The sequence below is a fragment of the Peteryoungia wuzhouensis genome, from assembly GCF_003205195.1.
Taxonomy (GTDB): Bacteria; Pseudomonadota; Alphaproteobacteria; order Rhizobiales; family Rhizobiaceae; genus Allorhizobium; species Allorhizobium wuzhouense.
In genome coordinates this window covers 125,816-139,216 of sequence record NZ_QJRY01000004.1, presented here as the reverse complement: position 1 = coordinate 139,216, position 13,401 = coordinate 125,816, and the positions used below count along the sequence as shown (strand labels likewise).

The 13,401-nt window shown below is 62.8% G+C and carries 9 protein-coding genes; 3 read left to right on the top strand and 6 right to left on the bottom strand.

Features of this window, described 5'->3' with window-relative positions:
• Positions 1 to 12: 12 nt before the first annotated feature.
• Complete coding sequence (locus tag DMY87_RS12185) at positions 13 to 1,008, bottom strand: KpsF/GutQ family sugar-phosphate isomerase (protein ID WP_110791648.1); 996 nt, start codon at positions 1,006 to 1,008, stop codon at positions 13 to 15.
• 124 nt (positions 1,009 to 1,132) lie between these two features.
• Here DMY87_RS12185 and DMY87_RS12180 point away from each other — a divergent pair, with 124 nt between their 5' ends.
• Positions 1,133 to 2,659: an outer membrane beta-barrel protein gene (locus DMY87_RS12180; protein WP_110791647.1), complete on the top strand. Its 1,527-nt coding sequence runs from the start codon at positions 1,133 to 1,135 to the stop codon at positions 2,657 to 2,659.
• A 28-nt stretch (positions 2,660 to 2,687) separates the two neighbouring features.
• On the opposite strand, the gene galU is transcribed toward DMY87_RS12180, so the two are convergent.
• The gene (gene galU / locus DMY87_RS12175; RefSeq protein WP_110791646.1) at positions 2,688 to 3,575 is read right to left on the bottom strand and encodes a UTP--glucose-1-phosphate uridylyltransferase GalU; all 888 of its coding nucleotides are present in this window, start codon (positions 3,573 to 3,575) and stop codon (positions 2,688 to 2,690) included.
• A gap of 201 nt (positions 3,576 to 3,776) precedes the next feature.
• On the opposite strand from galU, the gene DMY87_RS12170 reads away from it, so the two are divergent.
• Both DMY87_RS12170 and DMY87_RS12165 read left to right on the top strand, forming a co-directional pair.
• Positions 3,777 to 4,994 carry a lytic murein transglycosylase gene (locus DMY87_RS12170; RefSeq protein ID WP_165826213.1) on the top strand — a complete coding sequence of 406 codons (1,218 nt, stop codon included), beginning with the start codon at positions 3,777 to 3,779 and terminating at the stop codon, positions 4,992 to 4,994.
• A 117-nt stretch (positions 4,995 to 5,111) separates the two neighbouring features.
• Entirely contained in the window at positions 5,112 to 6,320 is a 1,209-nt protein-coding gene (locus DMY87_RS12165; protein WP_110791644.1) for an SGNH/GDSL hydrolase family protein, read from the top strand.
• A 64-nt stretch (positions 6,321 to 6,384) separates the two neighbouring features.
• On the opposite strand, the gene DMY87_RS12160 is transcribed toward DMY87_RS12165, so the two are convergent.
• The 4 genes from DMY87_RS12160 to gltB are packed head-to-tail and all read right to left on the bottom strand — an operon-like array spanning position 6,385 to position 13,276.
• Entirely contained in the window at positions 6,385 to 7,839 is a 1,455-nt protein-coding gene (locus DMY87_RS12160) for a glutamate synthase subunit beta (protein WP_110791643.1), read from the bottom strand.
• A 24-nt stretch (positions 7,840 to 7,863) separates the two neighbouring features.
• Complete coding sequence (locus DMY87_RS12155; RefSeq protein WP_342588655.1) at positions 7,864 to 8,250, bottom strand: type II toxin-antitoxin system VapC family toxin; 387 nt, start codon at positions 8,248 to 8,250, stop codon at positions 7,864 to 7,866.
• A gap of 8 nt (positions 8,251 to 8,258) precedes the next feature.
• Positions 8,259 to 8,531: an antitoxin gene (locus tag DMY87_RS12150; RefSeq protein WP_165826211.1), complete on the bottom strand. Its 273-nt coding sequence runs from the start codon at positions 8,529 to 8,531 to the stop codon at positions 8,259 to 8,261.
• Between the two features lie 59 nt (positions 8,532 to 8,590).
• Positions 8,591 to 13,276: a glutamate synthase large subunit gene (gltB, locus tag DMY87_RS12145; RefSeq protein ID WP_425353498.1), complete on the bottom strand. Its 4,686-nt coding sequence runs from the start codon at positions 13,274 to 13,276 to the stop codon at positions 8,591 to 8,593.
• Positions 13,277 to 13,401: the final 125 nt, after the last annotated feature.

The following is a 13,401-nucleotide window of genomic DNA, read 5'->3' as shown; positions in this document are numbered from 1 at the left end:
CAGAAGCTTGCGTCAGGCAACGCCGATGCGCAGCAAATCGTGGAAGTGTATGAGGCCGATCGGCTGATCCTGATCATCGACCACCATCAGCGCGCCGATGCCGAGCTTGTTGATCGTGGCCGCTGCCGTGGTGGCGAGCGCATCGCCCTGGATCACCTTCGGATTGCGGGTCATCACGTCTTCGACGTTGAGCACCGAGAGATCCCGCGCCAGATTGCGGGCCATGTCGCCTTCGGTCACGATGCCGCAGAGCTTGCCCTGGCCATCGACCACACCGACACAGCCGAAGCGTTTGTGCGACAAGGTCTTGACCGCCTCCGGCATCGACGTGCCGAGCGGCACCAGCGGCAGCCGATCGCCGGTATGCATGATGTCGCGCACATGGGTGAGCGCCGCCCCCAGCTTGCCGCCGGGATGGAAGGTGCGGAAATCGCTGGGGCTGAAGCCGCGCGCCTCCAGAAGCGCAATCGCAATGGCATCCCCGATGGCAAGCTGCAGCACGGCGGAAGACGTCGGCGCCAGGCCATGCGGGCAGGCCTCCTGCACCTTCGGCATCAGAAGCACGACATCGGCATTGCGGGCCAGCGTCGAGGTCTCGCCCGATGTGATGGCGATGAGGGGAATGGAAAAGCGCCGCGAATAGTTGAGGATGCCCTGCAGCTCGACCGTTTCGCCACCCCAGGAGATCGCGAGGATCGCATCATCCTGGGCGATCATGCCGAGATCGCCGTGATTGGCTTCTGCCGGATGCACGAAGAAGGCGGGCGTGCCGGTCGAGGCGAAGGTTGCGGCAATCTTCGAGCCGATATGGCCACTCTTGCCGACACCCGTGACGATGACACGGCCGGTGATGTCGCCGATTGCCTTGACGGCATTGCCGAAGGGAGCCGCCAGCGGTCCCGCCAGCGCATCTTCCAGGACCTGCAGCCCCTCCCGCTCGGTCGCGACCACGCGGATCGCGGACTGGGTGGCACTGGCTTCGACGAGATTGACGGCGCGCTTGATCATGGCCGTCCCATACTGCGTTTGGCAACGCCTGTAAATCAGGCCCGATCGACGCACAGCACCGAAACCAATCATTAACCACCAGGCTTTACCTTTCGGTAAGCATGACGGAGCGCCGGGCGGACAGATGATAGTGAATGGCAAGATGGGATTGCGGGGCGCCAAGCGCCTCGGGCTGCGCGGCATGGCCGCTTTGCTGGCCGCCCATGTCTTTGCCCTGCCCTTGCCGCTTGCCGCCCAACAGGCTGTGACGGCGAACCCGGTGGCTGCGCCAAACCGGCTGACGGCTGCCAATGGCACTCTGCTCACCTCTGCGGACACCGAGCCCCTGACCGGGCCGACGGACCCGACTGCCGCCAATGTCGTGACCGACCCGACGACAACAGCGACCGCAGCACCTGCGCCGCTCCTGGAGCCGGCGGTTGAAAATGCCGATATCGCGCCGCTGGACGACGATTTCGGCCGCCAGAACCTCCGGGAAACCCGTCTCGACAACCCGGCTACCGCCCGTATTCGCCGCGATGACGAGCGAGACATGGGCATCCGTCTCGGCACGCTGGTGCTGCGCCCCGCACTCAACCAGCAGATCGGCATTGAACGGGAAAAGACGGCAACCGGCAGTGAGCGGCGGGTTTTCTCGGAAACCGGCCTCAAGGGTACGCTCACCTCCGACTGGTCCCGCCATGAATTGACCATCGGCGGCGAAGGCGCATGGCAGGAAACGCTGTCGGGTGACGGCGCCGACAAGCCCCGCGCCCGGATCGACGCCAACCTGCGGCTCGATCTCGCCGACGACACCATTGCCAACATCACCGGCGCCTACAGCTTCAGCCGCGAGGACACCAACGATCCGAACGCCATCTCGGGTGCCAGCGTCCAGTCGGGCGTGCACCAGTTCGACGGCGGCGTCTCGGTCGAGCGCGATTTTGGCCTGCTGCGCGGCTCGATCGCCACCAAGGCCAGTCGTTATCTGTACTCCGACGCCGAACTCTCCAACGGCACCACCGTCGACCGCAGCGACCGTGACCGCACCCGTGCGACGATCAGCGCGCGCCTCGGCGTGGAGCTCTCAACCGCACTCACACCCTTCGTCGAAGCGACCACCGGCAAGCTGATCTATGACGACAGCGTCGATTCCAGCGGTTATCGCCGCTCGGCCGACATTTACGGCGCAAAGACCGGCGTGGCGGTCGATCTCGGCGAAAAGCTGCGCGGCGAAATCGCGGTCGGCTACGAGCAGCAGCGCTTCGACGACAGCCGTCTCGCCGATCTTTCCGCAGTCACGGTGGATGGCAACCTCTTCTGGTCGCCGCGCGAGGGCACAACGGTCGACGTGACGCTCGCCACGACCCTCGATCCCTCGACTGCGGCCGGCGTCAGCGGTGCAAGCGTGCACAGCCTCGACGTCAGCCTTGCCCACGAGCTGCGCAGCAATCTCGTCGCACGGCTGACCGGCGGCACGTCGCTGAGCCGCTACGACGACGCGGGCGCATCGGCAGACAAGACGGTTTACAATGCTGGGGCCGGTTTGACCTGGAAGATCAATCGCTATCTCGATGCGACGGCCGACCTGACCTATGAGCGCAACGATTACAAGTCGGCCGGTGACACCGATACGGTGACGGCGCTGGTCGGCCTGACCGCCAAGCGCTGAGGCCCGGCGGTCAGCCAATTCGATTGGCTTATTTCAGAGCGGCGAGGATCGCCTTCAGTTCCTGCTCGATGACCGGACGGATGTCCGGACGCTCGATCGCGAAGGCGACATTGGCGAGGATGAAACCATCCTTGGCGCCGCAGTCGAACGTCTGGCCCTTGAAGTGATAACCCGCGAAATCCTGGCTCTTGGCAAGCTTCAGCATGCCATCGGTCAGCTGGATTTCGTTGCCGGCGCCGCGTTCCTGGGTCGACAGGATCTCGAAGATCTCGGGCTGCAGGATGTAGCGGCCATTGATGAAGAAGTTCGAAGGTGCGGTCCCCTTGGCCGGCTTCTCCACCATCTCCGTGATCTGGAACCCGCCTTCGAGCGCCTCGCCCACACCGACGATGCCGTATTTGTGCGCCTGGTCGGGCGCGCATTCCTCAACGGCCACAATATTGCCGCCGGTTTTTTCATAAAGTTCGACCATGCCCTTGAGGCAAGCCTTTTCACCGCGCATAATCATGTCAGGCAGGAGCAGCGCGAAGGGTTCATGACCGACGATGTCGCGGGCGCACCAGACGGCATGGCCAAGGCCGAGCGGTTCCTGCTGACGCGTAAAGCTGGTCTGCCCGGCCGTCGGCTGCAGATCGCTCAGGAGTGACAGTTCGGCGTTCTTGTTGCGGGCCTTCAGCGTCTGCTCAAGTTCGAACTGGATGTCAAAATAGTCCTCGATGACCGCCTTGCCGCGTCCCGTCACGAAGACGAAATGCTCGATGCCCGCCTCGATCGCCTCGTCAACCACATACTGGATGACAGGCTTGTCGACGACGGTCAGCATTTCCTTCGGCACCGCCTTGGTCGCGGGCAGAAAGCGTGTGCCGAGGCCGGCAACGGGAAAAACGGCTTTGCGGAGCTTCTTAGTCTGAACCACTCATTCCTCCTCGAGGATCTAATCGATTTACGCCATCATACCGCAGTCACGGCCAGTAACATAGAAGTGCTTAGAAATCGCAAAGGCGAATGAAAGACGAGGGCCTGGCCGGACCACATGGTAAAGGTTTGTTGACCGAACAGCATTAACCTTGCGTGAACAGCCTTTGTTCCGGCTGCATACCGAAGAACGAAAGGGGAGATGCCCATGAAACGACACCATCCCAGCCTTCTCGGCGCAATCGCCTTGACCCTGTCGACGGCCTTGATGCCGGTGCAGGCCTTCGCCGATGCCGGCTTCCAGAAATGGATTCGCGACTTCTATCCCGTCGCCGCCAAGAGCGGCATTTCCGAGCGCACCTATCGCAAGGCCTTTGACGGCGTGAAGGAACCAGACCAGTTTGTGCTGGAAAAGGCGGCCTATCAGCCGGAATTCAAGTCGGAGATCTGGGACTATCTGGACAGCCGGGTGAACCCCTACACCGTGCGGATCGGCCAGGAGATGCTCGCCAAGCATGGTGGGTTGCTGAAGGCGCTGGAGAATCACTTCGGCGTCGACAAACACGTCATCCTCGCCATTTGGTCGATGGAATCGAATTACGGTGCTGCGCTCGAACGCCCCGACCGCCTGCACAATGTGCCACGCTCGCTGGCAACGCTCGCCTATGCCGACAAGAAGCGCGCGAAATACGCCCGCACCCAGCTGATCGCGGCGCTGAAGATGCTGCAGAACGGCGACGTCTCAAATAAGAACCTGATGGGCTCCTGGGCCGGGGCCATGGGCCACACCCAGTTCATCCCGTCGAGCTATCTGCTTTACGGCATTGATGCCGATGGCAATGGCACCAAGGACATCTGGCACTCGATACCGGATGCGCTCGCCACGGCCGCGAACCTGCTTGCCAAGAACGGCTGGCAGACCGGCCGCACCTGGGGCTACGAAGCCGTCGTCCCGCAGGGCGGCAGCAAATTTGCCGGCCAGACCAAGACGCTCGCCCAGTGGCAGGCGCTCGGCTTCGCGCGTCCCTCCGGCAAGGGCTTCAAGAACGGTGCCGAGCGTGCCGAACTGAAGTTGCTCGGCGGTTCGAACGGCCCAGGCTTCCTGATGACCAAGAACTTCTTCGTCATCAAGCGCTACAACGCCGCCGACAGCTATGCACTGGGTGTCGGCCTGCTCGCCGACGAGATCGCCGGTTATGGCGGCATGCAGCAGCGCTGGCCGCGGCCGAACGGCACGCTCGACATGAAGGAGAAGTTCGAGCTTCAGACCCGCATGCAGGCGCTCGGCTATTACGACGGCAAGATCGACGGCAATTTCGGCTCCGGCTCCAAGGCCGCCATCACCGCCATCCAGCAACGCCTCGGCATGGCCGCAGACGGCCAGCCATCGCGCGTGCTGCTGGAGGCCCTGCGCAACTGATCCGGTCCACCTGACGGCGAACCGCAGATTGACTTGACGGCCGACGCGCTCCACAACGGGCATCGCGTCGGCCGCATCGTATCAGCCGACCCATGGCCGCAGCGGGAGGAGATCGCAATGACAATTCGGCGCGTTTCTTTCACTCGCCTCACCCGGATCGCCAGCCTCGCGCTCGCCGTCCTTGTGGCTGCGCCGGCCTTCATGGCCGCAGACACGCAGGCGCAGCAGCTGGAGCGGCGCCGTACCCTGTTCGACGTGCTGTTCGGCCAGCGCCAACCCGAATATCTGCCGCCGCGCGATGTCAGGCGCCCGATCCGCGAGCAGCGGCCGCGCAAGAAGACCGGCGGCAGCATCACGACGATCGACACCCGCACGCCGACCAGCCGCGCGGTGCCGCCCGCCCCGCCGCCACCGGCCAAGCTGGACAATGCCAAGAAGGTTCTGGTGATCGGCGACTTCGTGGCCGGCGGTCTCGGCGAGGGCCTGAAGAGCGCCTTCGAAGACGCACCGGGCGTGCTGATCGAAACCCGCGCCAATGGTTCATCCGGCCTTGTCCGTGATGATTTCTACGACTGGACCGGCACCCTTCCGGGCCTCATCTCCGAACTCCGCCCGAGCGTCGTCGTCGTCCAGATCGGTGCTAACGACCGCCAGCAACTGGTGACCCCTACCGCAAAATACGATTTCCGCACCGACGAATGGTTCTCGGCCTATGCTACCCGTGTCACGGCACTGGCCGAAGTCGCGACCAAGGCAAAGGTGCCGCTGATCTGGGTCGGCCTGCCGGCCTTCCGCCCACAGAACATGACGGCCGATGCCCTGCGCCTCAACACGCTCTATCGCACCAGCGTCGAGAAATTGAACGGCGAATTCGTCGATGTCTGGGACGGCTTCGTCGACCAGGACGGCCGCTTCATCGTGACCGGCTCCGACATCAACGGCCAACCGGTGCGCCTGCGCGGCAATGACGGCATCGGCTTCACCGCCCCCGGCAAACGCAAGCTTGCCTTCTATGTGGAGAAATCCGTGCGCCGGCTGCTGGGCGACATGAGCAGCCCGGATCTGGTGCGGCTCGACGCGACCAATCTTCCGAGCCTGATCGACCTCCCGCCGGTCGAAGCCAAGGGCATCGTCAGCACACCGCCGATCGACCTCTTCGACCCTGAACTCGACGGCGCGACCGAACTTCTAGGCGGCGCACCGCTGCCCGCCAGCAGCACCAAGACGCCGCGCGACATGCTCGTCCGAAACGGCAAGCTCCCCGACCCGCCGGCCGGGCGCGTCGATTATGTGCAGCGTCCGGTCGCGACGACCGCCACTCCCTGATCGCCGATAGCAAAAAGGGCCGCCCGCAGGCGACCCTTTGTATCGCTCATTCGGAGGTTCCCGCTCACCGCGGCAACACGCTCTCGCCCATCAGCGCCTCGTCGATCGCACGCGCCGCCTGGCGTCCCTCGCGGATCGCCCAGACGACGAGCGACTGGCCGCGACGGGCGTCGCCGGCCACCCAGACCTTGTCGACCGACGAGCGATAGTCCTTGTCGTTGGCAACCACATTGGTCGAGCCGCGGCGGTCGGTGTTGAGTTCCAGCTTGCCGTCCAGTTCCTTCAGCACGCTGTCGGTGAACGGGCCCGAGAAGCCGATGGCGATGAAGGCGAGATCGGCCTTGATGATGAATTCCGTGCCCGGGATCGGCTTGCGGCGCTCATCCACCTGGCAGCACTTCACGCCGGTCAGCACGCCGTCTTCGCCGACGAATTCGAGCGTTGCCACCTGGAATTCGCGGTTGGCGCCTTCGGCCTGACTGGACGAGGTGCGCATCTTGGTGGCCCAGAAGGGCCAGACGGCGAGCTTGTCTTCCGTCTGTGGCGGACGCGGGCGGATGTCGAGCTGGGTGACCTTGACGGCACCCTGGCGGAAGGCCGTGCCGACACAGTCGGAGGCCGTATCGCCACCACCGACGACGACGACATGCTTGCCACCGGCGAGGATCGGATCGGCCGGCCAGCCATTGCTGTCGATGTTCTCGCGACCGACGCGGCGGTTCTGCTGGACAAGGTAGGGCATGGCGTCATGCACGCCGTGGAACTCGACGCCGGGTATGCCGGCTTCGCGCGGGGTTTCCGAGCCACCGCAATAAAGCACGGCGTCATAGTCCGCGCGGAGCTTCTCGACGGTCACGTCGACGCCGACATTGACGCCGCAATGGAAGGTAACGTTTTCGCCCTTCATCTGCTCGACGCGGCGATCGATGAAGTTCTTCTCCATCTTGAAGTCCGGAATGCCATAACGCAGCAGGCCACCGGGCTTGGTTTCGCGCTCGTAGACATGCACCTCGTGGCCGGCGCGACCGAGCTGCTGGGCAGCCGCAAGCCCCGACGGACCCGACCCGATGACGGCGACCTTCTTGCCGGTATGGATGGTCGCCGGCTGCGGCACGATGAAACCGAGTTCATAGGCCTTGTCGGCAATCGCCTGCTCGACCGTTTTGATCGCAACCGGCGTGTCTTCAAGGTTCAGCGTGCAGGCTTCCTCGCAGGGTGCGGGGCAGACGCGGCCGGTGAATTCCGGAAAATTGTTCGTCGAGTGGAGGTTGCGGATCGCCTCCTCCCACTTGTTGTTATAGACGAGGTCGTTCCAATCCGGGATCTGGTTATGAACAGGACAGCCGGTCGGACCATGGCAATAGGGAATGCCGCAATCCATGCAGCGCGCCGCCTGCTTGGTGACCTCAGCATCCGACATGGGGATGGTGAATTCGCGGAAATGGCGGATGCGGTCGGAGGCCGGCTGATACTTCGCCACCTGCCGGTCGATTTCCATGAAACCTGTAACCTTGCCCATGTCTACTTTCCTCAATCTCCGCCGCTATCGCAGCCAGTTCTCGATCTGCAATCCCGGAACCCGGGAAAACTCACTCTTGTTGTCCGTCACCAGCACAGCATCGAGCGCCAGGGCATGTGCCGCGATCCAAAGGTCGTTTGGACCGATATTCTTGCCCTGCCTCAGCGCCAGCCGGACATCGGCATAGCGCTGGTCGCTCGGCAGTTGGAGCGGCGCCACATAAAGACGTCGCGTCACCGCCGACACCTTCTGTGACAGCTCCTCCGAGCCATTCTTCTTCACGCCGTACCAGATCTCACCGTGGGTGATGATGCTGATAAAGGCGTTCTCCTCGCCAACCTCGAGCAGTCGTTCGAGCACCTTTCCACGCGGATCCCTCACGATCGCCGAGACGATGTTGGTATCGAGCATGTACCGCATCAGATCTCGACCTCATCAAGCGGCGCCAGATCATCATCATTCTCGACGAAATCCTCTCCGCTCCAGGCTTCCGCCTGTTTCAGATACTCGATCAGTCCAGCAGTCACTGCCGTCCGCATCAGGATCGAGCCATCCGGTTGCCGCACCATGACGGCGCGATCACCTTCAAGATCGAACTCCTTCGGGATACGAACCGCCCGGCTTCGACCATTCTTGAAGATGGCGACTGCAACCTCGCCACCTTCACCTGCGTCTTTCACATGCTCGTTCATGCCGGACCTCATGATTGCGATATGCCGAAAGCATATCACAACAATTGGACCATTAGAACTTATTCCGCAGCCACGCCCATGCGCATGCGTTCCATTTCCTCAAGCGCACGACGATATTCGACCGGCATGACCTTGCGGAACTTCGGACGATACTCGGCCCAGCTGTCGAGGATCTGCTTGGCGCGGTTCGAGCCCGTGTAATGCAGATGGTTCGAGATCAGCTGGTAGAGGCGCTCCTCGTCGTGGCGGGTCATGTCGCCCGACACGTCGACCAGGCCCTTGTGCATGAGGTCGCCGCCGTGATGGTGCAGCTTCTCCAGCATGTCATCCTCTTCCGGAACCGGCTCGAGTTCGACCATGGCCATGTTGCAGCGCTTGGCGAAATCGCCGCTCTCGTCGAGCACGTAAGCCACGCCGCCCGACATGCCCGCCGCGAAGTTGCGGCCCGTCTGACCAAGGACGACGACCACGCCGCCCGTCATGTATTCGCAGCCATGGTCGCCGACGCCCTCGACGACGGCGATCGCACCCGAGTTGCGCACGGCAAAACGCTCGCCGGCCACACCGCGGAAATAGCACTCACCGGAGATCGCGCCGTAAAGCACGGTATTGCCGACGATGATCGAGTTTTCCGCGATGATGCGGGCATTTTCCGGCGGACGCACGATGATGCGGCCACCCGAAAGACCCTTGCCGACATAGTCGTTGCCGTCACCGACGAGATCAAAGGTGATGCCACGCGCCAGGAAGGCGCCGAAGGACTGGCCGGCCGTGCCGGTCAGCGTGACGTGAATGGTGTCGTCCTTCAGACCCTTGTGGCCATGACGCATGGCGACTTCGCCCGAGAGCATGGCGCCGGCCGAGCGGTCGACATTCTTGATGTCGACATCGAAGACGACAGGCTGCTTGTTTTCGAGCGACGGCATCGCCTTCTCGATCAGCTTGCGGTCGAGAATGTCGATGATCGGGTGGTTCTGCTTTTCGGTCCAGTAGGTGGCGGACTTCGGCGCGTCGACCTTGTGGAAGATCTTGGAGAAGTCGAGCCCCTTGGCCTTCCAGTGCGCGAGCATCTCGTCCTTTTCCAGAAGCTCGGAAGCGCCGATGATCTCGTCCAGCTTGGTAACGCCAAGCGAAGCGAGGATTTCGCGCACTTCTTCAGCCACGAAGAAGAAGTAGTTGATGACGTGCTCCGGCGTGCCCTTGAAGCGCTTGCGCAGGACCGGGTCCTGGGTCGCAACGCCGACCGGGCAGGTGTTGAGGTGGCACTTGCGCATCATGATGCAACCGGCCGCAATCAGCGGAGCGGTGGCAAATCCGAATTCATCGGCACCGAGCAGCGCGCCGATGATCACGTCGCGGCCGGTCTTCAGACCACCATCGACCTGCAGCGCGATGCGCGAACGAAGCCCGTTCAGCACCAGCGTCTGCTGGGTCTCGGCAAGGCCGATTTCCCAGGGAGAACCGGCGTGCTTCAGCGAGGTGAGCGGCGAGGCACCCGTTCCGCCATCGAAGCCGGAGACGGTAATATGGTCGGCGCGTGCCTTGGCAACGCCGGCGGCAACCGTCCCGACACCGACTTCCGAGACGAGCTTGACCGAGACATCGGCCTCAGGGTTGACGTTCTTCAGGTCGTAGATCAGCTGCGCCAGATCTTCGATCGAATAGATGTCGTGATGCGGCGGCGGCGAAATGAGACCCACACCCGGCGTCGAGTGACGCGTCTTGGCAACCGTTGCATCGACCTTGTGGCCGGGCAGCTGGCCGCCTTCGCCGGGCTTCGCACCCTGCGCGACCTTGATCTGCAGCATGTCGGCATTGACGAGATATTCGGTGGTGACACCGAAGCGGCCGGACGCGATCTGCTTGATCGCCGAACGCTCGGGGTTCGAAGACCCGTCAGCCAGCGGCAGATAACGATCGCTCTCCTCGCCGCCCTCACCGGTGTTCGACTTGCCGCCGATCCGGTTCATGGCGATGGCAAGCGTCGTATGCGCCTCGCGGCTGATCGAGCCGAAGGACATCGCACCCGTCGAGAAGCGCTTGACGATCTCGACCGCCGGTTCCACCGCATCGACCGACACAGGCTTGCGGCCGAGCGCCTCCGCCGACTTGATCTTGAACAACCCGCGAATGGTGTTCATCCTGAGATTGCTGTCGTTCACCATCTCGGCGAATTCGCGGTAGCGGTCCTGGCTGTTGCCACGCACGGCATGCTGCAGCGACGCGATCGAATCAGGGCTCCAGGCATGGTTTTCGCCACGCATGCGATAGGCATATTCACCGCCGATATCGAGCGTATTGGCGAGAACCGGATCCTTGCCGAACGCGGAACTGTGACGGGCGACGGTCTCTTCGGCGATCTCGGTCAGGCCAATGCCTTCGATCATCGTCGCCGTGCCGAAGAAATACTTATCGACCAGTTCGGAGGAGAGCCCGATCGCGTCAAAGATCTGCGCGCCGCAATAGGACTGGTAGGTCGAGATGCCCATCTTGGACATGACCTTGAGGATGCCTTTCCCCACAGCCTTGATGTAGCGATAGACGACTTCGTCTTCCGACACTTCCTTCGGAAATTCGCCATGCTTGTGCATGTCGGTCAGCGTATCGAAGGCGAGATAGGGATTGATCGCTTCCGCACCGTAACCGGCGAGACAGCAGAAGTGATGCACTTCGCGCGGCTCGCCCGATTCGACGACGAGACCGACCGAGGTGCGAAGCCCCTTGCGGATCAGGTGGTGGTGCACGGCAGCGGTCGCGAGCAGCGCCGGGATCGCGATCCGGTCAGGACCGATCTGGCGGTCGGAAAGCACGATGATGTTGTAGCCGCCGCGCACGGCCGCTTCCGCCCGCTCGCAGAGACGGTCGAGCATTTCCGGCATGCCTTCGGCACCACGCTCCACATCATAGGTGAAGTCGAGCGTCTTGGTGTCGAAGCGGTCTTCCATGTGCCCGATGGAGCGGATCTTTTCGAGATCGCCATTGGTCAGGATCGGCTGGCGCACTTCCATGCGCTTGGCGTTTGCCATGCCTTCATGGTCGAGGATGTTCGGACGCGGACCGATGAACGACACGAGGCTCATGACGAGCTCTTCGCGGATTGGATCGATCGGCGGGTTGGTCACCTGCGCGAAGTTCTGCTTGAAATAGGTGTAAAGCAGCTTCGACTTGGTCGACATCGCCGAGATCGGCGTATCGGTACCCATCGAGCCGATCGCTTCCTGGCCGGTCGTTGCCATCGGCGACATCAGGATCTTGGTGTCTTCGGTGGTGTAGCCGAAGGCCTGCTGGCGATCGAGCAGCGACACGTCACGACGCAGCGCGCGGGGTTCGACCGGCTTCAGGTCTTCGAGGATGAGCTGCGTGCGATCGAGCCATTCGCGATACGGATGGCTGCCGGCAAGCGACGACTTCACTTCCTCGTCGGAAATGATGCGGCCTTCCGCCATGTCGATGAGCAGCATCTTGCCCGGCTGCAGGCGCCACTTCTTGACGATCCGCTCTTCCGGCACCGGCAGCGTGCCAGCTTCGGATGCGAGGATGACGCGGTCGTCGTCAGTGACGAGATAACGGGCTGGACGCAGACCGTTGCGGTCGAGCGTCGCACCGATCTGGCGACCATCGGTGAAGCAGACGGCGGCCGGGCCATCCCACGGCTCCATCATCGCGGCATGGTATTCGTAGAACGCCTTGCGCTCAGGCGACATCAGCTGGTTGCCGGCCCAGGCTTCCGGGATCAGCATCATCACGGCATGCGCCAGCGAATAGCCGCCGCGCTGCAGGAATTCGAGCGCGTTGTCGAAACAGGCCGTATCCGACTGACCTTCATAGGAGATCGGCCAGAGCTTGGAGATGTCGTCGCCGAAGAGCGGCGAGGAGACAGACGCCTGGCGCGCCGCCATCCAGTTGACGTTGCCGCGCAGCGTGTTGATTTCGCCGTTGTGGGCGACCATGCGGTAGGGATGCGCCAGCTTCCACGACGGGAAGGTGTTGGTCGAGAAGCGCTGATGCACGAGGGCAACCGCCGACTCGAAGCGCGGATCGGCGAGGTCCTTGTAATAGGCGCCGACCTGATAGGCGAGGAACATGCCCTTGTAGACGATCGTCGAGGACGACAGCGAGACCGGATAGAAGCCGGTTTCCTGGCCGCCATACTGATCGTAGATGCGGTTGGAGATCACCTTGCGCAGCAGGAACAGGCGACGCTCGAACTGTTCCTGGGTCGCGGCGTCACGGCCAGCGCCGATAAAGACCTGGATCTGGCGCGGCTCGGTTGCGGCAATCTCTGGCGCCTTGGACAGCGAGGAATTGTCGACCGGCACATCGCGATAGCCGATGAGGGTCTGGCCCTCGGCCTGACAGACTTCGGCGATCACCTTCTTGAAATGAACGATCTGCTCTTCGTCCTGCGGGAAGAAGAAGTGACCGACGGCATATTCCCCCGCCTTCGGCAGGGTGATGCCTTGGGCGGCCATTTCCTCGCGGAAGAAGCGATCGGGGATCTGCACGAGAATGCCGGCACCGTCGCCCATCAAAGGATCGGCACCAACGGCGCCGCGATGGGTCAGGTTCTCCAGGATGAACAGGCCATCCTTGACGATCTGGTGCGACTTCACGCCCTTCATATGAGCAATGAAACCGACCCCGCAGGCATCGTGTTCGTTCTTCGGGTCGTAGAGACCCTGCTTGGCAGGAAGACCGCGCGCAACCGGCTTGCCGCCAGTCGATTCCGCGCTCGCGGACCGCATGTTCTCTTCGGATGACGTGATGCGCGTCATGGCCTTCCCTCCTATGGGGCCCGGCAGAACCGGGCGGGTTGATCTGGGACCCTTCGCAGTTTCGGGCGCCAGACGACGGAGACCCACCCTGACCG

Bases quoted from the DNA above. Each gene is read 5' to 3' on its own strand.
- gltB (WP_425353498.1), bottom strand. From the start codon at position 13,276: ATGCGGTCCGCGAGCGCGGAATCGACTGGCGGCAAGCCGGTTGCGCGC.
- DMY87_RS12170 (WP_165826213.1), top strand. From the start codon at position 3,777: ATGCCCATGAAACGACACCATCCCAGCCTTCTCGGCGCAATCGCCTTG.
- DMY87_RS12155 (WP_342588655.1), bottom strand. From the start codon at position 8,250: ATGCTCGATACCAACATCGTCTCGGCGATCGTGAGGGATCCGCGTGGA.
- DMY87_RS12185 (WP_110791648.1), bottom strand. From the start codon at position 1,008: ATGATCAAGCGCGCCGTCAATCTCGTCGAAGCCAGTGCCACCCAGTCC.
- DMY87_RS12165 (WP_110791644.1), top strand. From the start codon at position 5,112: ATGACAATTCGGCGCGTTTCTTTCACTCGCCTCACCCGGATCGCCAGC.
- DMY87_RS12150 (WP_165826211.1), bottom strand. From the start codon at position 8,531: ATGAACGAGCATGTGAAAGACGCAGGTGAAGGTGGCGAGGTTGCAGTC.
- DMY87_RS12180 (WP_110791647.1), top strand. From the start codon at position 1,133: ATGATAGTGAATGGCAAGATGGGATTGCGGGGCGCCAAGCGCCTCGGG.
- DMY87_RS12160 (WP_110791643.1), bottom strand. From the start codon at position 7,839: ATGGGCAAGGTTACAGGTTTCATGGAAATCGACCGGCAGGTGGCGAAG.